Below are 22491 nucleotides of genomic sequence, written 5' to 3'. Positions count from 1 at the left end.
CATCCCCCGGTGACCCGCCCGTTGTTTCCGGGCGAGGCCACCGGGCCCCGCGCCCGATCAGCGCCAGGCGGCGTCTGCGGCCCGCAGGGCACCGTCCGTGTCCACGTCCAGGCCCGTCTCACCGAGGGCAGCCCCCAGCGCGGCGAGGCTCGCCCGCACGGCGCCCGGCCGCGCCTGCGGCCCGTAGTGGTTGACCCGGATCATCTCGCCCGCCAGTGCCCCGCCGCCGGCGGCCAGCGGGAGGTCCGGGTCGGCGGACAGGGCGCGGGCCACGAGGTCGGACGCCACCGTGCCGGACGGCGCCCGCAGTGTCGTGGCGACCGGGGCGGCCTCCGCCGCGTCGCGCACGTACGGCTCCAGACCGCCGCCCAGTGCCACCGCGCCCGCCCGCGTCGCCGCCGCGGCCGACGCGTGCCGGCCCATCACCGCGTCGAGGCCGGCCGCATCGATGCGCTCCACGCACGCCTCCAGCGCCAGCATCTCCAACTGCGCCGGCGCGTGCAGCAGGGCCTTGCGGCCGCCGTCGATCCAGCGTTCCTTCCAGTCCAGCAGCGACAGGTACGAGCGGCGCGGCGCCCGCGGGTTCGCCGCCATCCGCGCCCACGCCCGCTCGCTCACCGACACCGCCGACACCCCGGCCGGGCCGCCCATCGCCTTCTGCGCCCCGATCACGCACAGGTCCACACCCCACGCGTCCGGCAGCACCGGCTCCGCCCCGACGGACGCCACCGCGTCCAGGTAGAACAGCGCCCCGTGCGCCCGCACCACCTCGCCGACCTCCGCGACCGGGTTGGTGTTCCCGGTGGCCGCCTCCGCGTGCACCAGGGAGACGAAGTCGATCTCCGGGTGCTCCGCGAAGGCGCTCCGGACCTGCTCGGCCGTCACCGCCGTGTGGAACGGCACCGTCAGGTCGATCACCGTGGCGCCGCAGTCCCGCAGCCAGTCGCCGAAGGTCTGCCCGTAGGGGCCGGTGACGACGTTCAGCGCGGTGGTGCCGGGGCCGGCGGTCGCGCGGATCGCGCCCTCCAGCGGCAGCAGCGCCTCACCCTGCATGAGGACGACGTCCTGCGTCGTGCTCAGCAGCCGCGCCACCCGGTCCTCGATCGAGGCGAAGTGCGCGGCGCTCATCGGGGGCAGGTCGAGGAGGAGGTGGGTCACGTCGGGGCTCTCTTTGCTTCGCGGCTGCGCGGGTACGTACGACGAGGTCGAGGGTAAACCTTCGCCCGTGGGGGAGCCCGACCGCAGGGTTCCCAGGCAGGCGGGCCCTCCAGCCATCGGTTTGGTTTGAGGACCTCAAATACATCCTTATAATCGGAACGTTCAGTTCCCTGACAGGAGGCTCCCCGTGAAGACGCTCCCCGGCCGCCGGACCCGCATGCTGGCCGCCACCACCGCGACGGCCGGGCTGGTGCTGCTGACCGCCTGCACCTCCAGCGACGACGGAGGAAGCGGCTCCAAGACCGCCGCCGGCGGCGTCGAACTCGTCAAGGCGGGTCAGCTCACCACCTGCACCCACCTTCCCTACCCGCCCTTCCAGTCGGAGATCGACGGCAAGGTGCAGGGCTTCGACGTCGCGCTCATCGACCTGGTCGCCGAGGACCTCGGCGTGCGGCAGGAGATCGTCGACACGCCCTTCGAGAACTTCAAGACCGGCGCCTTCCTCAACTCCGGCGAGTGCGACCTGGCCGCGGCCGGCATGACCATCACCGAGGAGCGGAAGAAGAACGTCGACTTCTCCGACCCGTACTTCAACGCCACCCAGGCCGTCCTCGTCACCAAGGGCAGCGGTGTCACCTCCCTGGCGGACGTCGAGTCCCGGAAGGTCGCGCTCGGCGCCCAGGCGCAGACCACGGGCGAGGACCACGTCAAGAAGGAGGGCCTCGACCCGGTCTCCTTCGAGTCCTCCGACGCCGTCCTCAACGGCCTGCGCACCGGCCAGGTCAAGGCCGTCGTCATCGACTACCCCGTCGTCCAGGGCTGGCTGAAGGACAAGGCCAACGCCGACGCCTTCGAGGTCGCCGAGCAGATCGACACCGGCGAGGAGTACGGCGTCACGGTGAAGAAGGGCAACACCGCGCTGCGCGAGGCGATCAACAAGGCGTTCGCCGACGCCAGGGCCGACGGCACGTACAAGAAGCTGTACGAGCAGTGGATCGGCCCCTACGACGAGTCCGCCGCCTCGCCGGCCGCCTCCTGATCCCGTGACCGACACGGAGAAGGTGCCGCTCCAGCCGAAGAAGAAGGGCCTGACCCGGCGGCAGAAGCGCACCCTGTCACGCGGCATCCAGTACGCCGTCTTCGTCGCGGCCGTGATCGCCTTCGCGGTCTCGGCCGACTGGGGGAGGCTGCAGAACCAGTTCGCGCAGGTCGACATCGCCGAGCGGATGTTCCCGGACGTCATCACGCTGGCGCTGAAGAACACCGTGCTGTTCACGGTGACCGGCTTCGCCGTCGGGCTCGCGCTCGGCATGGTGATCGCCCTGATGCGGCTGTCGTCCGTCGGGCCCTACCGCTGGCTGGCCGGCATCTACATCGAGATCTTCCGCGGCCTGCCCGCCCTGCTGATCTTCATCTTCATCGGTGTCGCCGTACCGCTCGCCTTCCCCGGCACGGAGATCATCGGCGGCACCTACGGCAAGGTCGCCCTCGCGCTCGGCCTGGTGGCTGCCGCGTACATGGCGGAGACGATCCGGGCCGGCATCCAGGCCGTGCCCAAGGGACAGATGGAGGCGGCCCGCTCGCTGGGCTTCTCGCCCGCCCGGGCCATGATCTCCATCATCATCCCGCAGGCGTTCCGGATCATCCTCCCGCCGCTCACCAACGAACTCGTCCTGCTCTTCAAGGACTCCTCGCTGGTGCTGTTCCTCGGCGTGACCCTGGAGGAGCGCGAGCTGTCCAAGTACGGCCGCGACCTGGCCAGCCAGACGGCCAACTCCACCCCCATCCTGGTGGCCGGCCTGTGCTACCTGCTGATCACGATCCCGCTCGGCTTCGTCGTGCGCCGTATGGAGGCCAAGGCCCAGGAGGCCGTGAAATGACCGCGAGCACGCCCGAGATCCGCGTCAGCGGCCTGCACAAGTCCTTCGGCGACAACCAGGTGCTGCGCGGCATCGACCTGGAGGTCGGCCAGGGCGAGGTGGTCTGCGTCATCGGCCCGTCCGGGTCCGGCAAGTCCACCCTGCTGCGGTGCGTCAACCTGCTGGAGGAGCCCACCGGCGGTCAGGTCTTCGTCGGCGGCACGGAACTCACCGACCCCGACGTCGACATCGACGCCGTACGCCGCCGCATCGGCATGGTCTTCCAGCAGTTCAACCTGTTCCCGCACCTCACCGTGACCGAGAACCTGACGCTGCCGCAGCGCCGGGTGCTGCGGCGGGGCAAGGCCGAGGCCGCGAGGACCGCCGCGGAGAACCTGCGGCGGGTGGGCCTCGCGGAGAAGGCGGACGCCTACCCGTCCTCCCTCTCCGGCGGCCAGCAGCAGCGGGTCGCCATCGCCCGGGCCCTGGCGATGGGACCCGAGGTGATGCTGTTCGACGAGCCGACCTCGGCCCTCGACCCGGAGCTGGTCGGCGACGTGCTCGCCGTGATGCGGATGCTGGCGGACGAGGGCATGACGATGATGGTCGTCACCCACGAGATGACCTTCGCCCGCGAGGTCGCCGACCGGGTGGTCTTCATGGACGGCGGCGTGATCGTCGAGGACGGCACGCCCGGACAGGTCATCGGCAGCCCCCGCCACGAACGCACCCGCCACTTCCTCTCCCGCCTCCTCGACCCCGCCATGGCGGACGTCGAGGAGGAGACCTCGGACCAGGTGGGCGGGTCGTCCTAGGGCCTGGCTAGGGTGCCGGGTATGACTGAGCGCGCGGTGCTGCACGTGAAGGGGCGGATCCTCGTCGGCCCGGACGAGGTCCGCGACGAGCTGTGGGTCGTCGGCGGGCGGATCTCCTACGACCGCCCCGCCGGCGCCCGCGACGTCCGTACCGTCGACGGCTGGGTGCTGCCCGGGCTGGTCGACGCCCACTGCCACGTGGGCCTGGACCGGCACGGCGCGGTGCCCGCGGAGGTCGCCGAGAAGCAGGCGCTCACCGACCGCGACGCCGGCGCCCTGCTGCTGCGCGACGCCGGCTCGCCCTCCGACACCCGCTGGACCGACGACCGCGACGACCTCCCGAAGATCGTCCGGGCCGGCCGGCACATCGCCCGCACCCGCCGCTACATCCGGAACTACGCCTGGGAGGTCGAGCCCGAGGACCTCACCGCGTACGTCGCCCGGGAGGCCCGGCGGGGCGACGGCTGGGTGAAACTGGTCGGCGACTGGATCGACCGCGACCTCGGCGACCTGTCGGCCTGCTGGCCGCGCGGCGCCGTCGAGGCGGCCATCGCCGAGGCGCACCGGCTGGGCGCCCGGGTCACCGCGCACTGCTTCGCCGAGGACTCCCTGCGGGACCTGGTCGAGGCCGGCATCGACTGCGTCGAGCACGCCACCGGCCTCACCGACGAGACCATCCCGCTGTTCGCCGAGCGGGGCGTGGCGATCGTCCCCACCCTCGTCAACATCGCCACCTTCCCCGCGCTCGCCGACGGCGGCGAGTCCAAGTTCCCCCGCTGGTCCGCCCACATGCGCCGGCTCCACGCACGGCGCTACGACACGGTCCGCTCCGCCTACGACGCCGGCGTCCCCGTCTTCGTCGGCACGGACGCCGGCGGGTCGCTCCCGCACGGTCTGGCCGCCGAGGAGGTCGCGGAGCTCACCAGGGCCGGCATCCCGCCCCTCGCAGCGCTGGCCGCCGGCACCTGGGCGGCCAGGAAGTGGCTCGGCCGCCCCGGCCTGGACGAGGGTGCCCCGGCCGACCTCGTGGTCTACGGCGCCGACCCGCGCGCGGACGTGACCGCGCTGACCGATCCGCGCCGGGTGGTGCTCAACGGGCGCGTGGTCGCCTAGGGGCGCGCCCCGTGGTGCGCAGGAGGGTGACGGCGGGGAACAGCCGTGCCCCGGGATTCGAACGGAACCACCGGGTCTCCCCGAAGGAGTGAAGAGCCGGCGGATCGCTGACGGTCGGCTGTTCGCGCGGACATCCTTTCCGGGTCCCAGTCGTGTCCCATGGGGGTCCCACCACCTTGTACTCCATCAACGTCCGTACACACGCACGCCGTTGGGCGGCCGTCGCCGCGGCCACCGCCCTCGCCGCCGGGCCCGCCGCGCTGACCGGCGCGGGCCCCGCGCACGCCACCGGGGGGAGCGGGAGTGCGAGCGCCGCCGTGCTGCGCACCGGGCTCGACGTGGCCCTGCTGAACAAGACCGTGCACGCCCCGCTCGCCGTCTCCCTCAACGAGGTCCGGGCGCCGGGGAGCGCGCGGAGGGCGGCCCTCACCGCACGCCTCGACGGCGTCGACGGCGGCAAGCCCTTCAGCGTGCTGCGGGCGGAGGCGGCCGACGCGAAGGCGACGGTGGACGGGGGGCGGGCCGAGGCCTCCAGCACCCTCGCCGAGGCCCGGCTGCACGTCCCGGGTCTGCCGCTGCTGTCGGTCGTCGAACTCGAGGCGGTGAGCTCCAGGGCGGTCTGCGAGGCCGGGCGCAGCCCGCACGCCTCGGTGACCCTGCCCGCCGCGGTGACGGTCCTCGGCAAGCGTGTGGCGCTGACCGCGGGCGGCCCCACCCGGGTCGCGGTACCCGGCGTCGGCGAGGTCCGGCTGGACCTGTCGAAGACCGAGACCACGTCGACGACGGCCGCCGCCACCGCCCTGCGGCTCGCGGTGTCCGTCGACCCGCTGAAGCTGAACGTGGCCGAGGTCGAGGGCACGCTCACCCTGGCCGAGGCCGCGTGCGAGACGCCGGAGGCTCCCGCCGCTCCCGCGGCCGACGGCGTCCGGCCGCAGGGGGCGCGCGCGGAGCGGGCCGCTCCCTCCGCGGAGGCCGGCCTCGCCGAGACGGGAGGCGACGCGGTCACCCCGTACGTCGCGGTCGGCGCGGCGGCCCTGCTCGCCGCGGGCGCCACGGCGGTGGCGGTGTCCCGCCGGGGCCGGAGGGGCTGACTTCGGCCCCTCCGGCGTCCGGGGACCGGGGTCCGGGGCGGAGCCCCACATCCGGGGCGGGGCGGCGCGGGCGACGTCAGACGGTGCGCAGCGCCTGGCCCAGGGCGTCCAGCAAGCCGTCCGTCGTCCCCCGGTCGCGGACGGCGACCCGCAGCCACTCCGCGCCCAGCCCCGGGAAGGTGTCCCCCCGCCGCACCGCGTACCCCGCGGCGCGCAGCCGCTCCCGTACCACCCCCGCGTCCGGCAGCCGCACCAGCACGAAGGGCCCCTCCGGCGGCTCCACGACCCGCACCCCGCGGCCGGCGAGGCCACGCAGTCCCGTGACCAGATGCGCCCGGTCCGCCGCGACACGCTCCGCCGCCTCCGCCGCCTCGGCGAGGGCCGCCGCACCCACGCACGCCTCCGCCGCCGCCAGCGCCGGTGCGGACACCGGCCACAGCGGCTGGGCCCGCTGCAGTTCCGCGACGGTGTCCTCGCCCGCCAGGACGTAGCCGATCCGCAGCCCCGCCAGCCCCCACGTCTTGGTGAGGCTGCGCAGCACCACCAGTCCCGGCACGTCCGTCCGCCCGGCCAGCGCCTCCCGCTCGCCCGGCACCGCGTCCATGAACGCCTCGTCCACCACCAGGGTCCGCCCGGGACGGGCGAGCCCGGCCACGACGGCGGCCGGATGGAGCACCGACGTCGGGTTGGTCGGATTGCCGATCACGACCAGGTCGGCCTCCTCGGGCACCGCCGCCGGGTCCAGCCGGAAGCCGTCCTCCTCCCGCAGCAGCACCCGGTCCACCGTGTGCCCGGCGTTGCGCAGCGCCGCCTCCGGCTCCGTGAACTGCGGATGCACCACCACCGGCCGGCTCACCTTCAGGGCCCGCGCCAGCAGCACGAACGCCTCCGCCGCTCCGGCCGTCAGCAGGACCCGCTCCACCGGCAGCCCGTGCCGCGCCGCCACCGCGGCCCGCGCGGCCCGGCCGTCCGGGTAGGCGGCGAGCCCGGACAGCGACGCGGCGATGTGCTCCCGCAGCCACGCCGGAGGCGTGTCCGTACGGACGTTCACCGCGAGGTCGACCAGCGCGGACCCGGCGTCGCGGACCTCGGCGTCCCCGTGGTGGCCGAGGTCGTGCCCGCCGGCCACCGGATCAGTGCGCATGCGAGTGGCTGTGCCCGTGTCCGTGCCCGTGGTGGTGGTGACCGTCGTCGTCCGGGTGGAAGTGCGGCTGCTGCGGCTGACCCACCTTGTCCTCGAAACCGGGCAGCGCGATCCGGTACACGCACGAGTCGCAGTTCATCCTGAGATCACCCTGCACGGCCTCCTGGTACCGCTCCATCACCAGGTCCAGCAGCTCCGGCTCCGGCCCGATCACGTCCGCCGACCGTACCTCGACCCCGCTCCCCGGACGGGCCGCGGCCCACTCGGCCGTCTGCCGCCGCACCCGGTCCGGCAGGATCCCGGTGAACAGGAAGTACGGCAGGACCACGACCCGGCGGGCGCCCAGGCGCGCGCACCGGTCCAGCCCGCCCGGCACGTCCGGTGCCGCCAGCGACACGAACGCCGTCTCCACGCCCGCGTAGCCGCGCCCCTCCCACAACAGCCGGGCCGCCTTGAACACCTCGGCGTTGGCGTCCGGGTCCGTCGAGCCGCGCCCCACGAGCAGCACCGTCACCTCGGACGGGTCCCAGGAGGGGTCCATGGCCTCCGCCAGCCGCCGCTCCAGCACCTTCAGCAGTGCGGGGTGCGGGCCCAGCGGACGGCCGTAGGTGTACGAGATGCCCGGGTGGCGCTCCTTCTCGCGGGTCAGCGCCGCCGGGATGTCCCCCTTGGCGTGCCCGGCGGACACCAGCATCAGCGGGACGGCCGCGAACCGTCGCACCCCCCGCTCCACCAGCTCGGCGACGGCCTCGCCCAGCGGCGGCGGGGACAGCTCGATGAAGCCGCCCGCGACGGGCAGTTCGGGGTGACGGCGGCCCAGCTCCCGCACGAAGTCGCGGAACGCGTCCGCTCCGGCGTCGTCCCGGGTGCCGTGTCCGGCGATGAGCAGGGCGGGCGGGGTGGTCACAGGTTCTCCTCGGACTCGAACTCGGGGGTGGGGATGGGTGTGTGCGGAGGGACGCGGCTCACCGCGGCTCCTCCTGCCACCGGTAACCGCGCGGGGTGACCATGCGCCCCGCGATCTCACGGGTCGCCGTGTTGCCGACGGTCACCACCGTCATCATGTCGACCGTCGCCGGGTCCAGCGCGGCCAGCGTGGTCAGCCGGCTCGACTCGTCCGCGCGGGAGGCGTTGCGCACGACTCCGACCGGTGTGGCCGGCTCCCGGTGCTCGGCGAGGATCGACAGCGCCTTCGGCAGCTGCCAGTCACGGCCCCGGCTGCGCGGGTTGTAGAACGTCACCACGATGTCCGCCTCGGCCGCCGCGCGCACCCGCCGCTCGATGACCTCCCACGGGGTGTGCAGGTCCGACAGGCTGATCGACACGTGGTCGTGCCCCAGCGGCGCCCCCAGGATCGCCCCGGCGGCCAGCGCCGCCGTCACCCCCGGCACGCCGACCACGTCGATGTCGTCCGACGCCTCGGCCAGAGCGGGGGAGGCCATGGCGTACACCCCCGCGTCGCCGCTGCCGATCAGGGCGACCGCCTGCCCGCGCCGGGCCTCCGCGACGGCGGTGCGGGCCCGCTCCTCCTCGGCGCCGAGCCCGGACTCCAGCACCCGCGTGCCGGGCCGCAGCAGATCGCGGATCTGGTCGACGTACTGGTCGAGGCCCACCAGCACGGAGGCGCGCCCGAGTTCGTCCCTGGCCCGCGGGGTGAGCAGGTCCCGGGCGCCCGGCCCGAGGCCGACCACCGCGAGCCTCCCGCGCCCCGGACGCCGTACGACGGCACAGGTCGCCATCGCGGGACGCGCCGCCGACTTCCGCTTGGGCACCAGCAGTTCACCCCCACCGGCCAGCGCGGCCGCCTCCGCGACCGACGGGGTGCCGACCGCGCTCAGGGGCGCGTCGGAGGGGTTGGGCACCTCGACCCGCGCCAACTCCTCGGCCGGGTACGTCATCAGGGGCACCCCGAGCCGCCGGGCGGCCGCGACGATGCCGGGCTCCTCCGCCTTGGCGTCCACGGTGGCGAGGGCGGCGAGCGACGCGCCCGACAGTCCCGCGTCGCGCAACGCACCCCCGATCAGGCCCAGTACCTCCTCGGCGGGGGCGTTCCTCGAGGCGCCCACGCCGACGACGAGGGTCGGCGGCCGCAGCACGACCTCCCGCTCGTCCGGCTCGACCAGCCGGTCCGTGACACGGATCGTGTACGCCCCCTCCCCGGCGACCGGCAGCGGCGGCAGCGGCCAGGCCACCTCGGCGCGCAACGCCACCGCCTCACCGTCCAGCAGGGCGCGCGACACGGCGGCGACGTTCCCCTCCACCGGCAGTCCGAGGGTGTCCAGACCCGGCAGGCGGACGGCGTCGGTCGCCGTCGTCACCACCGGCTCCGCGCCCAGCACCTCGCCGACCGCGCGGGCCAGCTCGTTCGCCCCGCCGCCGTGCCCGCCGACCAGCGAGACCGCGAAACGCCCCGCCTCGTCGACACAGACCACGCCCGGGTCGGACGTCTTGCCGTCCAGCAGCGGCGCCACCAGACGCACCACGGCCCCGGTGGCGAGGAAGCACACGAGCTGCCCGCACTCGGCGAACGCGGCCCGCACGGCGTCGGCCACCGGACCCTCGTACACGCGCGTACGGTCCGGCCACGCGGCGGCGAGCCGGTCCCGGGCCGCCGATCCGGCCGCCGTGGCGGAGATGAGGCCGATCACGTGTCGACTCCTTCGGTACGGCTGTGGGACCGGACGCCCCACAGCGGGGAAACGGGACGGGGGAGGACGACGGTGATCACGTGCTCGCGCCCTGGGAACGCAACGCCCGGCGCGCCTCCGGATCGGCCTTGCGGAAGCCGTGGAAGTGACCCGGGTGGTACAGGTGGGAACGCGTGCCGTGCGCGTCGAGCGCCGGACCGACCAGGAACAGCGTGTGCTTCCACAGCTTGTGCTCCTTCACGGTCTCCTCCAGCGTGCCGACCGTGCACCTCACGACCAGCTCCTCCGGCCAGGTCGCCTGGTACGCCACGACGACCGGCGTCGACGTCGGGTAGCCGCCCTCCAGCAGCTCCCGCACCAGCTGCCCGCTGCGGGCGGCCGACAGGAAGATCGCCATGGTGGTGCCGTGCCGCGCGAACTCGCGGACCTCCTCGCCGGGCGGCATCGGCGTCTTGCCGCCGCCGAGCCGGGTCAGCACGACCGACTGCGCCACCTCGGGAATGGTCAGCTCGCGTCCCGCGAGGGCCGCGACCGCGGAGAAGGACGACACGCCGGGCACGATCTCGGTGGCGATGCCGAGCTCCGCGCACCGGTCGACCTGTTCCTGCGTGCCGCCCCACAGCGCCGGGTCACCCGAGTGGATCCGCGCGACCTTCAGCCCGTCCGCGCGGGCCCGCTCGTAGACGGCCACGACGTCCTCCAGGGACATGGCCGCCGAGTCGAGGATCTCCGCGTCCGCCCGCGCGTGCCGCAGCACCTCCTCCTGCACCAGGCTGGCGGCCCAGATGACCACGTCGGCCTCGGCGATGGCCCGCGCGGCGCGGAACGTCAGCAGATCGGCGGCGCCGGGACCGGCCCCGACGAAGGTCACCTTGCCGGTGGGGGCACCGGTGGGGGCAGCGGTCATGGGAAGCGGTCCTCTCCTGCGGATGAATGATCGAAGTCGGTGGGCGGTGGGCGGGCTGTCACGCGTGCGCGACGGGCCGCCGATCCGATACGAAGGGCACATGGCGGTTCTCGTCGCGCTCGGCGCGTTCCTGATGACGCTGGCCGGCGGCTGGACGGCACACCGCGTGACCGACCGGCGCCACCTGGTGCTGGGCCTGGCCGGCGGGCTGATGCTGGGCGTCGTCGGCCTGGAGCTCCTGCCGGAGTCCCTGGAAGCGGCCGGCACCGAGATCCACGGCGTGCCGGCGGCCCTGCTCCACTTCGTCGCGGGCTTCCTCCTCGCCCACCTGGTGGAACGCCTGCTCGCCCACCGGCAGGCCGCCCACGGCGCAGAGGAGAGCGACGGCCGCACCCCCGAGGTGGGCCTGACGGCCGCCGCGGCGATGGTCGGCCACAGCGCCATGGACGGCGTGGCGATCGGAGCGGCCTTCCAGGTCGGCGGCGGCATGGGCGCCGCCGTCGCCGTCGCCGTCATCGCCCACGACTTCGCGGACGGCTTCAACACGTACACCCTCACGCGGGTGTACGGGAACGCCCGCCGCCGCGCGCTGGCGATGCTGTGCGCGGACGCGGCCGCACCGGTCGCCGGCGCCGCCTCCACGCTCTTCTTCACCATCCCGGAGCCCCTGCTCGGCGGCTATCTGGGCCTGTTCGGCGGTGCGCTGCTCTACCTGGCGGCGGCCGAGATCCTGCCCGAGGCCCACCACCAGCACCCGGCCCGCTCCACCCTGCTGTGCACGGTCACGGGCGTGCTGTTCATCTGGCTCGTGGTGGGCGCCGCGCACTGAAGGCGCCCCGCGGCGGCCCGGGCGGATCACAGTTTCCCGCCCCGCCCGCCGTCCCGCCGCGGCGGCGCGATCAGCGTGGACAGGTACGGCAGCGGCACCCCGTCCAGTTCGGCGGCCGGCCGCACCGACTCCTCCGGCAGCCCGAGCGCCGACCCCCACACCGCGTCACCGATCCGTCCGGTCTCCCGCAGCGCCTCGGCCACCTCGGCGGCCTGCCGCCCGAACTTGTAGGCGACGACGGTCCCGGGCCCGGCCAGGGCCTCCCTGAGCACGGCCGCCCCCGCGGTCACCGGGACCAGCGTGAGCGGCTCGGTGCCCTCGGTCAGCACCGCGCCCGAGCGCGCCGCCAGGTCCTGCATGGCGGTGATCCCCGGCACGGTCTCCACGACGGTCCCCGGCACCAGCGCGCCGACGGTCTGCGCCAGATAGGTGAACGTCGAGTAGACGTTGGGGTCCCCGATCGTCGCGAAGGCGACGGCCGCGTGCTCCCGCAGCAGCCCGGCGACCCGCTCACCGGCGGCGTCCCAGGCCGCCTCGCGCCGCGCCCGGTCGGTCCGCTCGTTCAACGCGAACACCACCCGGACGACCTTCCCGGCGGGGACGTGGTGCAGCACGGTCGCCTCGGCCCGCCCGCGCTCACCGGAGTCGAGGACCGGCACCACGACGACATCGGCGGCCCGCAGCGCGTTGACGCCCTTGACGGTCACCAGCTCCGGATCCCCCGGCCCGACCCCGACCCCGATCAGCCTGCTGCTCATGACGTACGGCACCTCTCCACGAACCGACGGGCGACACCGGGCTCGGACGCCCAGTGCGTGTGCAGATAACTCGCGTGCACACCACGCTGTACGAACCCCTCGACGCGCCGCCCGGGCGCCCGCACGCCCCAGGCGGGCTCCTCCCCGGCCCCCGGCTCGACGACGGTCCGGTGGAACTCGTGCCCCCGCATCCGGGTACCGGCGGCCGCCAGCACGCTGTCGGTCACGGCGACGGCGTCCCGGTAGCCCAGGGTCAGCCGCTCCGACATCGACGCGGAGGCGTCCAGCACCCCGCACATCGGCAGTCCGTCCAGCTCCCGGCACAGGTACAGCAGCCCGGCGCACTCGGCCGCCACGGGAGCCCCGCCTCGGGCGAGGCCGCCGACGGCCTCGCGCAGCGCCTCGTTGGCGGACAGCTCGGAGGCGTACACCTCGGGGAACCCCCCGCCGACGACCAGCCCGGCGGTCCCCTCGGGCAGCTCCTCGTCCCGCAACGGATCGAAGACGACGACCTCGGCCCCCGCCGCGGCCAGCAACTCGGCATGCTCGGCGTACGAGAACGTGAACGCGGCCCCACCGGCAACAGCCACAACCAGCCCGTCCGGCGTTCGAGGACGAGGCCCGAAGGGCCGATGGGGGTCTGGGGGCGCAGCCCCCGGGGACGGGACGGGAAGGGGCGGCGGGGGCGAGGAGACCAGAACCTCACCCGCGTCCCAAGCCGCACCCGCCAACGCCCCCGCACTCCGCGCCAGCGCGACCAGCGCCGACAGATCACACCCGGCGGCCACCTGCGCGGCCATCGCGGAAACAGCCTCGACGGCCAGAGCGCCCCGCTCGGCAACCGGCACCAGCCCCAGATGCCGAGACGGCGTCTCCACCCGAGCGGCCCGCCGCAGGACACCGAGCACCGGCACCCCGACCGACTCCAGCGCCTCCCGCAGCAACCCCTCGTGCCGGTCCGAGGCGACCTTGTTCAGGATCACGCCCCCGACCCGCACCTCCGGATCCCAGCTCACGAACCCGTGCACCAGCGCCGCCACCGACCGCGACTGCGACGACGCGTCGACGACGAGCACGACCGGCGCCCGCAGCAGCTTCGCCACCTGCGCGGTGGACGCCAGCTCGCCCTCGCCGGCCGCCCCGTCGTACAGCCCCATCACACCCTCGACGACGGCGATGTCGCACCCGTCCGCACCGTGCGCGAACAGCGGAGCGATCAGGTCCGGGCCGCACAGGTACGCGTCGAGGTTGCGCCCCACGCGCCCGGTGGCGAGCGCGTGGTACCCGGGGTCGATGTAGTCGGGCCCGACCTTGTGCGGGGACACCGCGAGCCCCCGCGCGGTGAGCGCGGCCATCAGCCCCGTGGCGACGGTGGTCTTGCCGCTGCCCGAAGAGGGCGCGGCCACCACCAGCCGGGGTACGGAGCTCACCACTCGATGCCCCTCTGCCCCTTCTGACCGGCGTCCATCGGGTGCTTGACCTTGGACATGTCGGTCACCAGGTCGGCGGCCCCGACCAGCTTCTCCGGCGCGTTGCGTCCCGTGATCACCACGTGCTGCGTCCCCGGCCGCTCCCGCAGCACGGACACCACCTCGTCGGTGTCGACCCACCCCCAGTGCATCGGGTAGGCGAACTCGTCGAGCACGTACAGCTTGTACGTCTCGGCGGCGAGATCCCGCTTGACCTGCTCCCAGCCCTCCCGGGCCTGCTCCTCGTTGTCCAGCTGCGCGTCGCGCTGGACCCAGGACCAGCCCTCGCCCATCTTGTGCCAGTCGACGGTCCCGCCCTCACCCGAGGCACCCAGCACCCGCAGCGCGTTCTCCTCGCCGACCTTCCACTTCGCCGACTTGACGAACTGGAACACCCCGATCGGCCACCCCTGGTTCCAGGCCCGCAGCGCCAGCCCGAAGGCGGCGGTGGACTTGCCCTTCCCCACGCCCGTGTGCACGACGACCAGCGGACGATTGCGCCGCTGACGGGTCGTCAGGCCGTCCTCCGGCACCACACTCGGCTGCCCCTTCGGCATTACGCGGCCCTCCTCGAAGAAGTCCCCTGCACATCCCTGACCAGCCCGGCGATCGAGTCGGCCCGCAGCTCGTCCAGCGTCACCGCGCTGCCCCCCAGCTCACCGGCCAGCCGCCCGGCGAGCCCCAGCCGCACCGGCCCCGACTCGCAGTCCACGACCACCGAGGCCACCCCCTCGGCCGCGAACAGCCGCGCCGCGCGCGAGGCCAGCGCGACCGGCTCGGTTCCACCGGTGGCCCGCCCGTCCGTCACCACCACGAGCAGCGGACGCCGCGCCGGGTCCCGCAGCCGCTCCACCCGCAGCACGTCGTGCGCCTTGAGCAGGCCCGCCGCCAGCGGGGTCCGCCCGCCGGTCGGCAGCGACTCCAGCCGGGCCGCCGCCGCGTCCACCGACGACGTGGGCGGCAGGGCCACCTCGGCCGCCGACCCCCGGAAGGTCACCAGACCCACCTTGTCCCGCCGCTGGTAGGCGTCGAGCAGCAGCGACACCACGGCGCCCTTCACGGCGCTCATCCGCTGCCGCGCGGCCATGGACCCGGAGGCGTCGACGACGAACAGCACGAGGTTGCCCTCGCGCCCCTCCCGCGTGGCCTGCCGCAGATCGTCCCGCCGCACCACCAGCCCCGGCCCGCTGCGTCCCCGCGCCCGCTGGTGCGGAGCCGCCGCCCGCACGGTCGCCCCCAGGTGCACCTTCGTCAGCGCCCCGTTCGGCCGCCGGGCGCCCGTCGTCCGCCCGTGCTCGGTCCGTGCCCGCGACCGCCGCCCGGCGGCGCCCTCGCCGATCCCGGGCACGCTCAGCACCTTCGTGCGGAAGGGCTCGCCGGCGCCCACCGGGGACCGCTCACCGGACCCGGCGCCCGCGGGCCGTCCCGCCTCGCCGGCGTCCTCCCCGGCCCCGGCCGGCGCCTCCGCGTCACCGTCGTCCCGCGGCCCCTCCGGGCCCCCGGAACCCTCCGGGGGCGGCTGCCCGCCGCCCCCGTCCGGCCCGTCCGGATCGGTGTCGGGATCGTCGTCGCCCCCGAACTCCTCCAGCGTCTCGTCGAGCCTGTCCTCGTCGAGGCCCGGCGCGTCGAACGGGTTCCGCCGCCGCCGGTGGGGGAGGGCCAGCAGGGCGGCCTGCCGCACGTCCTCGGCGAGCACGTCCGTCCGCCCCGCCCAGGCCGCCAGCGCGGTCGCCGTACGCGCCATCACGATGTCGGCCCGCATGCCGTCCACCTCGAACGCCGCGCAGGTCGCCGCGATCTGCCGCAGCGCCCCGTCCCCGAGCCGCACCGACGGCAGCAGCTCCCGCGCCGCCACGATCCGCGCCCGTACGGCGGCCTCCTCACCCGCCCAGCGGACGGCGAAGCCGGCCGGGTCGTCGTCGTAGGCCAGCCGGCGCCGGACCACCTCCACCCGCTGGCCGGGTTCGCGGGAGGCGGCCACCTCGACGGTCAGCCCGAACCGGTCGAGGAGCTGCGGACGCAGCTCGCCCTCTTCCGGGTTCATGGTCCCGACCAGCAGGAACCGCGCCGCGTGCCGTACGGAGACGCCCTCGCGCTCGACGTACGAGGCGCCCATCGCGGCGGCGTCCAGCAGCAGGTCGACCAGGTGGTCGTGGAGGAGGTTGACCTCGTCGACGTAGAGGATGCCCCGGTGCGCGTCGGCCAGCAGGCCCGGCTCGAAGGCCTTCACGCCCTCCGCCAGCGCCCGCTCGATGTCGAGCGCGCCGACCAGCCGGTCCTCGGAGGCGCCCACGGGCAGTTCGACCATGCGGGCGGGCCGCGCGGCACGCCCGCCGCCCTCGTGCGGACCGTCCGGGCAGCCGGGGTCCACGGCCGCCGGGTCGCAGGAGAAGCGGCAGCCGGGCACCACCGCGACCTCCGGCAGCAGCGCCGAGAGCGCACGCACCGCCGTCGACTTGGCCGTGCCCTTCTCGCCGCGCACCAGCACACCGCCGACCGCCGGGGAGACGGCGTTCAGCAGCAGCGCGAGCCGCAGGTCGTCCTGGCCGACGACGGCCGTGAACGGAAAGGGGGTGGTCACTGGTCGTCGCCCTCCAGGTCGCCTTCGAGTTCCAGGTAGGTGGCGCGCAGCCGCTCCAGCGTGTCCGCGTCCGGTTCGGCCCACAGCCCGCGCTCGGCGGCCTCCAGCAGCCGCTCGGTGATGCCGCGCAGCGCCCACGGGTTGGACTTCTTCATGAAGTCCCGGTTCTCCGGGTCGAAGACGTACTCGGCGCTGAGCTTCTCGTACATCCAGTCGTCCACGACCCCGGCCGTGGCGTCGTACCCGAAGAGGTAGTCCACGGTGGCCGCCATCTCGAAGGCGCCCTTGTAGCCGTGCCGCCGCATCGCCGCCATCCAGCGCGGGTTGACCACCCGGGCGCGGAAGACCCGGTGGGTCTCCTCGCCCAGGGTCCGCGTTCTCACCTGGTCCGGTGTCGCCGAGTCGCCGACGTACGCCTCCGGGCTCGCCCCCGTCAGGTGCCGCACCATGGCGACCATGCCGCCGTGGTACTGGAAGTAGTCGTCGGCGTCGACGAGGTCGTGCTCCCGCGTGTCGACGTTCTTCGCCGCCACCGCGATCCGCCGGAACGCCGTCTCCATGTCCCCGCGCGCCGCCCGCCCGTCGAGCCCGCGCCCGTAGGCGTAACCGCCCCAGACCGCGTAGACCTCGGCGAGGTCCGCGTCGGACCGCCAGTTCCGCGCGTCGATCAGCGGCAGCAGACCGGCCCCGTATGCCCCCGGCTTGGAGCCGAAGACGCGCGCCGTGGCCCGCCGCCGGTCGCCGTGCGCGGCGGTGTCCTCGTCGGCGTGCGCCCGTACGTAGTTGGACCCGGCGGGCTCGTCCAGCTCCGCCACCGCCCGCACCGCGTCGTCGATCAGCCCCACCACGTGCGGGAACGCGTCCCGGAAGAACCCGGAGATGCGGACCGTCACGTCGATGCGCGGCCGGCCCAGCTCCTCCAGGCCGACCACCTCGAACCCGGTCACCCGGCGTGAGGCGTCGTCCCACACCGGACGGCACCCGAGGAGCGCCAGGATCTCGGCGATGTCGTCGCCCTGGGTGCGCATCGCGGAGGTGCCCCACACGGTCAGGCCGACGGACTTCGGATACTCGCCCGTGTCCTGCAGGTACCGCTGCACCAGCGAGTCCGCGAGGGACTGCCCGACCTCCCAGCTCAGCCGGGAGGGGATGGCCTTGGGGTCGACGGAGTAGAAGTTCCGCCCGGTCGGCAGCACGTTGACCAGCCCCCGCGTCGGGGAGCCCGACGGCCCCGCCGGGACGTAACCGCCGTCCAGTGCCCGCAGGACGTTCCCGATCTCGTCCGTCGTCCGGGCCAGCCGGGGCACGACCTCCTCGCAGGCGAACCGCAGCACGGCCACCGCGTCGGGGAGTTCCGTGCCCAGCACCTCACGCACCAGCGGGGGAACCGAGCCGGCCGCCCAGCCGCGCTCCTCCATCCCCTCCGCGAACCGCCGGCACAGCTGCTCCAGCAGGTCGATCACGTCGGCGCCGGTCCGCGCCGGTCCGTCCACCCGGTCCGTCAGCTCCACCGGCGCCTTCACCGGCGCGCCCGGCTCGGCCAGCAGCTTCTTCTCCACCAGCCCGAAGTGCGCCGCCAGCGCGGCCCGCAGACCCGGCAGCGCGTTCGCCCGGCCGCCCCACACCTGCGAGGCACGCAGGACCGCCAGCACCAGGTTCACCCGCGGCTCGCCCACCGGGCCGCCGCCGAGGATGTGCAGACCGTCCCTGATCTGCACGTCCTTGATCTCGCACAGATAGCCGTCGATGTGCATGACGAACTCGTCGAAGTCGTCGTCGTCCGGCTGGTCGTCCACGTGCAGGTCGTGGTGGAGCTCGGCGGCCTTCACCAGCGTCCAGATCTGCGCGCGCACCGCCGGAGCCTTCGCCGGGTCCAGGTCGGAGACCAGCGCGTACTCGTCGAGCAGCTGCTCCAGCTTGGCCAGGTCGCCGTACGTGTCGGCCCGCGCCATCGGCGGCACCAGGTGGTCGACCACCGTCGCGTGCCCCCGCCGCTTGGCCTGGGTGCCCTCGCCGGGGTCGTTGACGATGAAGGGGTAGATCAGCGGCAGGTCGCCGAGCACCGCGTCCGGCGCGCACCCGGCGCCCAGCCCGAGGCCCTTGCCCGGCAGCCACTCCATCGTGCCGTGCTTGCCCATGTGCACGATCGCGTCGGCCCCGAAACTGTTCTCCAGCCAGCGGTAGGCGGCCATGTAGTGGTGCGAGGGCGGCATGTCGGGGTCGTGGTAGATCGCGATCGGGTTCTCCCCGAAGCCGCGCGGCGGCTGGATCATCACCACGACGTTCCCGAACCGCAGCGACGCCAGCACGATGTCGTCCCCGTCGACGTACAGCGAGCCCGGGGGCTCGCCCCACGCCTGGCGCATCCCGTCCCGCAGCCCGGGGTCCAGCGCCTCGAACCACGCCCGGTAGTCCGCCAGCGGTACCCGCGCGGGCGCGGCGGCCAGCTGATCCTCGGTCAGCCACTCGACGTCGTGCCCGCCGGCCTCGATCAGCCGGTGGATCAACTCGTCGCCGTTGTCGGGGTATTCGGTCAGGGCGTAGCCCGCCTCCCGCAGCGCGTCCAGCACCCGGACCGCCGAGGCGGGCGTGTCCAGTCCGACCGCGTTGCCGACGCGCGAGTGCTTCGTCGGGTAGGCGGTGAAGACCAGCGCGAGCTTCTTCTCCGCGTTCGGCTTGTGGCCCAGCCGGGCGTGCCGCACGGCGATCCCGGCCACCCGCGCGGCCCGCTCCGGGTCGGCGGCGTACACCGGGACGTCGTCCGGGCCCTGCTCCTTGAAGGAGAACGGGACGGTGATCAGCCGGCCGTCGAACTCGGGGATGGCGACCTGCATCGCCGCGTCCATGGGGGACAGGGCGGCGTCGGACTCCTCCCACGCGGCGCGCGAGGTGGTGAGGCAGAGCCCCTGCAGCACCGGCACGTCCAGGTCGGCGAGCGCCCCGATGTCCCAGGCCTCCTCGTCGCCGCCGGCCGACGCCTGCGAGGCGTGCGTGCCGCCGGCCGCGAGCACCGTGGCGACCAGCGCGTCGGCCCGCCCCAGCAGTTCGTACAGACCCGCCTCCGCGCCGCGCAGCGAACCGCAGTACACGGGCAGGGCGTTGGCGCCCCGCGCCTCGATCGCGTCGCACAGCGTGTCCACGAAGGCGGTGTTGCCGCTCAGTTCGTGGGCGCGGTAGAAGAGCACGCCGACCGTCGGGCGGCCCGCTTCCAGGGCGCGCTCGCCGTGGACGCCGTACTCCGGCATCTTCCGCGGCTCCTCGAAGCCCTCGCCGGTCAGCAGCACGGTGTCCGACAGGAACCGGGCCAGCTCGGTCAGGTTCTCCGGGCCGCCCTCGACGAGGTAGCGCAGCGCCTCCGCGACCACACCGGCCGGCACCGTCGACTCGGCCATGAGCTCCGCGTCCGGCACGCTCTCCCCGCCGAGCAGCACCGCCGGGACCCCGGACGCCTTCAGCGCCGCGAGCCCGTCCTCCCAGGCCCGCTTGCCGCCCAGCAGCCGGACGACGGCGAGGTCCGCCCCGTCCAGCAGCGCGGGCAGCTCCGCCGCCACGTCCACGCGGGTCGGGTTGCCGATCCGGTAGCGGGCGCCGGAGGCACGGGCCGCCAGCAGGTCCGTGTCGGCGGTCGACAACAACAACACAGTGCTCATGCGGGCGCTCCCGGTGGGATGAAGGGCAGTCCTTGCGGCGCGCCGGACTCGATGAGCCGCCACAGCGCGTCCGTGTCCGCGTGCTGTTCGATCAGGTCGCCGAGCCGGTCGAGCTGCTCCTCGCGCAGCGCGGCGAACGAGGTGTCGGGGGCCGGGACGAAGCGGCGCCCCGCGGCGGCGGCCACCTCGCGCAGGAAGGCGCGCCGGAATCCGTCCGACTCCAGCGAGCCGTGCCAGTGCGTCCCCCAGGTCTGTCCGACCCGGCAGCCGTCCAGGAAGGGTTCACCGCCCAGCACGTCGGCGACCCCGTGGTGGATCTCGTAGCCCTCGACGGGCTCCCCGAGGGCCCGGCCGGCGGGCCGGGTGAGTGTCTTCTCGCGGGCGAACCGCACCCGCACGGGCAGCACGCCGAGCCCGTCGACGTGCCCGGCCCGGCTCTCGACCTCGTCCTCGATGTGCTCGCCGAGGAGCTGGAAGCCGCCGCAGACACCGAGCACGGGCCGACCCTCGGCCGCCCTGCGCACCAGCGCCTCCGCCAGCCCGCGCTCGCGCAGCCAGCGCAGCGCCCGTACGGTGCCGCGTGTCCCCGGGACGACCACGAGGTCGGCGTCGGCCAGTTCCTCCGGCCGGTCCACGAACCGCACCACGACGCCCGGCTCGGCGGCCAGCGCGTCCACGTCCGTGAAGTTCGACATCAGCGGCACCGCGCACACCGCGACCCGCAGCACGTCCTCGCCGACCGGCGCGGCCACCACCGACTCCCGCACGGCTCCCCGCAGGGAGACGCGCAGGCCGTCCTCCTCGTCGATGCCGAGCCCGTGCCGGAAGGGCAGCACCCCGTACGTCCGCCGTCCGGTCAGGCCGTGCAGCATGTCGAGCCCCGGTTCCAGCAGCGACACGTCGCCGCGGAACTTGTTCACCAGGAACCCGGCGACCAGGGCCTGGTCCTCCGGGGACAGCAGGGCGACCGTGCCGAAGAAGGACGCGAAGACGCCGCCCCGGTCGATGTCGCCGACCACGAGGACCGGCAGCCCGGCGTTCCGGGCGATCCCCATGTTCACGATGTCGGTGCGCCGCAGGTTGATCTCGGCCGGGCTGCCGGCCCCCTCGCAGATCACCGCGTCGTAGGTGTCCCGCAGCTGCTCCAGACAGTCCAGCACCGTGCCGAGCAGCCGCTGCTGCCGCCCGCCGTGGTAGCCGCGCGCGCTCATCTCGCCGACCGGCCTGCCCATCAGGACGACCTGGCTGGACCGCTCGCCGCCCGGCTTGAGCAGCACCGGGTTCATCAGCGCCGTCGGCTCGACCCGGCAGGCCTGCGCCTGCATGGCCTGCGCCCGCCCGATCTCGGCGCCCTCCCGGGTCACGAACGAGTTCAGCGACATGTTCTGTGCCTTGAACGGCGCGACCTTCACGCCGCGTCGCACCAGCCACCGGCAGATCCCGGCGGTCACCACGCTCTTGCCGGCGTCCGAGGTGGTCCCGGCGACCAGCAGCCCTCCACCGCTCATGACCTGCGTCCCTTCCACACGTTCCGGGCGAGCGCCCCGGCGCCGAGCGCCAGCCAGCCCACGCGCCGGGACAGCCGTACCGCCCGGTCGATGTCGGGAACGGCGACGGCCCGTCCGCCGCCGTTGAGCACCGGCCGGTGCTCGACCCGGCCGCCGTAGGAGAGGGTCCCGCCGAGCCGCACCCCGAGCGCGCCGGCGAAGGACGCCTCGACGGGGCCGGCGTTGGGGCTCGGGTGCCGGTGCGCGTCGGCCCGCCACGCCCGCACCGCGCCGCGCGGGTCCGGTCCCGCGGCGGCCGCGAGCACGGCGGTCAGCCGCGCGCCCGGCCAGCCGGCGACGTCGTCGAGGCGGGCGGAGGCCCAGCCGTAGCGCCGGTGACGGGGGGACTTGTGGCCGACCATCGCGTCCAGGGTGTTGACGGCCCGGAAGCCGAGCAGTCCCGGCACCCCGGCGGCGGCGCCCCACACGAGCGCGCCCACCACGGCGTCGGAGGTGTTCTCGGCGACGGACTCGACCACCGCGCGGGCGATCCCGTCGGCGTCCAGCGCCTGCGGGTCCCGGCCGCACAGGTGCGGCAGCCGTGCCCGGGCCGCCTCGACGTCCCCCGCCTCCAGGGCCCGGCCGATGGCCCGGGCCTCCCGGGCCAGCGAGGTGCCGCCGACGACCGCCCAGGTGGCGACGCCGGTCAGGGCGACGGAGGCGGCGGGGGAGGAGCGTACGCAGCGGGCGGCCAGGCCGCCCAGGGCCACGGCGCCACCGACGCAGACGGCGGTGTGCACGGCGCCCCGGGCCCGGTCGTCCCGCCACAGGACTCGTTCCACGGCGGCCGCGGCCCGCCCGAAAGCGGCGACCGGGTGCCCGCGGCGGGGATCGCCGAGCAGCAGGTCGCCGAGGAGGCCGGCGGCGGCGCCGTACGCGAACACGCGATCGGCACCCATGGCGTCAGCCGGTGACGGATCCG

General features: G+C 74.7%; 18 protein-coding genes. 6 read left to right on the top strand and 12 right to left on the bottom strand.

Going from position 1 to position 22491, the window contains the following annotated elements; translation table 11 throughout:
* Positions 1-57 precede the first annotated feature (57 nt).
* On the bottom strand, positions 58-1158 hold the full coding sequence (locus tag IE118_RS00385; RefSeq protein WP_189555162.1) for a pyridoxal-phosphate-dependent aminotransferase family protein: 1101 nt from the start codon (positions 1156-1158) through the stop codon (positions 58-60).
* Between the two features lie 187 nt (positions 1159-1345).
* On the opposite strand from IE118_RS00385, the gene IE118_RS00380 reads away from it, so the two are divergent.
* From IE118_RS00380 to IE118_RS00360, 5 genes are all read left to right on the top strand, one after another.
* Entirely contained in the window at positions 1346-2197 is an 852-nt protein-coding gene (locus tag IE118_RS00380; protein WP_189555161.1) for an ABC transporter substrate-binding protein, read from the top strand.
* A 4-nt stretch (positions 2198-2201) separates the two neighbouring features.
* Positions 2202-3038 (top strand): amino acid ABC transporter permease, encoded by an 837-nt coding sequence (locus IE118_RS00375; RefSeq protein ID WP_189555160.1) that lies wholly within the window; start codon positions 2202-2204, stop codon positions 3036-3038.
* Positions 3035-3832, top strand: a complete 798-nt coding sequence (locus IE118_RS00370; protein ID WP_189555159.1) for an amino acid ABC transporter ATP-binding protein — start codon at positions 3035-3037, stop codon at positions 3830-3832. The genes IE118_RS00375 and IE118_RS00370 overlap by 4 nt, the downstream gene beginning before the upstream one ends.
* A gap of 21 nt (positions 3833-3853) precedes the next feature.
* Positions 3854-4945, top strand: coding sequence for an amidohydrolase family protein (locus tag IE118_RS00365; RefSeq protein WP_189555158.1), 1092 nt, complete (start codon positions 3854-3856; stop codon positions 4943-4945).
* Positions 4946-5121: 176 nt separating this feature from the next.
* Complete coding sequence (locus IE118_RS00360) at positions 5122-6036, top strand: SCO1860 family LAETG-anchored protein (protein ID WP_189555157.1); 915 nt, start codon at positions 5122-5124, stop codon at positions 6034-6036.
* Positions 6037-6112: 76 nt separating this feature from the next.
* Here the strand turns inward: IE118_RS00360 and cobC are convergent, their stop codons facing one another.
* The 4 genes from cobC to cobM all read right to left on the bottom strand — a co-directional run bounded on the left by cobC (position 6113) and on the right by cobM (position 10735).
* Complete coding sequence (gene cobC, locus IE118_RS00355) at positions 6113-7180, bottom strand: Rv2231c family histidinol phosphate aminotransferase CobC (RefSeq protein ID WP_189555156.1); 1068 nt, start codon at positions 7178-7180, stop codon at positions 6113-6115.
* Complete coding sequence (locus IE118_RS00350; RefSeq protein ID WP_189555155.1) at positions 7170-8087, bottom strand: sirohydrochlorin chelatase; 918 nt, start codon at positions 8085-8087, stop codon at positions 7170-7172. The genes cobC and IE118_RS00350 overlap by 11 nt, the downstream gene beginning before the upstream one ends.
* A 58-nt stretch (positions 8088-8145) precedes the next feature.
* Positions 8146-9828, bottom strand: a complete 1683-nt coding sequence (gene cobJ, locus IE118_RS00345) for a precorrin-3B C(17)-methyltransferase (RefSeq protein ID WP_189555154.1) — start codon at positions 9826-9828, stop codon at positions 8146-8148.
* A 76-nt stretch (positions 9829-9904) separates the two neighbouring features.
* Entirely contained in the window at positions 9905-10735 is an 831-nt protein-coding gene (cobM, locus tag IE118_RS00340; RefSeq protein WP_189555153.1) for a precorrin-4 C(11)-methyltransferase, read from the bottom strand.
* Positions 10736-10835: 100 nt separating this feature from the next.
* Here cobM and IE118_RS00335 point away from each other — a divergent pair, with 100 nt between their 5' ends.
* Positions 10836-11564 carry a ZIP family metal transporter gene (locus IE118_RS00335; RefSeq protein ID WP_189555152.1) on the top strand — a complete coding sequence of 243 codons (729 nt, stop codon included), beginning with the start codon at positions 10836-10838 and terminating at the stop codon, positions 11562-11564.
* Between the two features lie 26 nt (positions 11565-11590).
* On the opposite strand, the gene cobI is transcribed toward IE118_RS00335, so the two are convergent.
* The 7 genes from cobI to IE118_RS00300 are packed head-to-tail and all read right to left on the bottom strand — an operon-like array spanning position 11591 to position 22468.
* Complete coding sequence (gene cobI, locus IE118_RS00330; RefSeq protein ID WP_189555151.1) at positions 11591-12322, bottom strand: precorrin-2 C(20)-methyltransferase; 732 nt, start codon at positions 12320-12322, stop codon at positions 11591-11593.
* Positions 12319-13755: a cobyrinic acid a,c-diamide synthase CobB gene (locus IE118_RS00325; protein WP_189555150.1), complete on the bottom strand. Its 1437-nt coding sequence runs from the start codon at positions 13753-13755 to the stop codon at positions 12319-12321. The genes cobI and IE118_RS00325 overlap by 4 nt, the downstream gene beginning before the upstream one ends.
* Positions 13749-14348 carry a cob(I)yrinic acid a,c-diamide adenosyltransferase gene (cobO, locus tag IE118_RS00320; protein ID WP_189555149.1) on the bottom strand — a complete coding sequence of 200 codons (600 nt, stop codon included), beginning with the start codon at positions 14346-14348 and terminating at the stop codon, positions 13749-13751. Before cobO ends, IE118_RS00325 begins: the two co-directional genes overlap by 7 nt.
* Positions 14348-16372, bottom strand: a complete 2025-nt coding sequence (locus IE118_RS00315) for a putative cobaltochelatase (RefSeq protein ID WP_189555148.1) — start codon at positions 16370-16372, stop codon at positions 14348-14350. The genes cobO and IE118_RS00315 overlap by 1 nt, the downstream gene beginning before the upstream one ends.
* Complete coding sequence (gene cobN / locus IE118_RS00310; protein ID WP_189555147.1) at positions 16369-20022, bottom strand: cobaltochelatase subunit CobN; 3654 nt, start codon at positions 20020-20022, stop codon at positions 16369-16371. Before cobN ends, IE118_RS00315 begins: the two co-directional genes overlap by 4 nt.
* On the bottom strand, positions 20019-21530 hold the full coding sequence (locus IE118_RS00305) for a cobyric acid synthase (protein WP_189555146.1): 1512 nt from the start codon (positions 21528-21530) through the stop codon (positions 20019-20021). Before IE118_RS00305 ends, cobN begins: the two co-directional genes overlap by 4 nt.
* On the bottom strand, positions 21527-22468 hold the full coding sequence (locus IE118_RS00300) for a cobalamin biosynthesis protein (protein ID WP_189555145.1): 942 nt from the start codon (positions 22466-22468) through the stop codon (positions 21527-21529). The genes IE118_RS00305 and IE118_RS00300 overlap by 4 nt, the downstream gene beginning before the upstream one ends.
* Positions 22469-22491: the final 23 nt, after the last annotated feature.

The sequence above is a fragment of the Streptomyces pilosus genome, assembly GCF_014649835.1.
In the GTDB taxonomy this organism is placed as follows: domain Bacteria; phylum Actinomycetota; class Actinomycetes; order Streptomycetales; family Streptomycetaceae; genus Streptomyces; species Streptomyces pilosus.
Note: the sequence above shows the minus strand (reverse complement) of the source record. Positions and strands in the feature narration are given on the sequence as shown.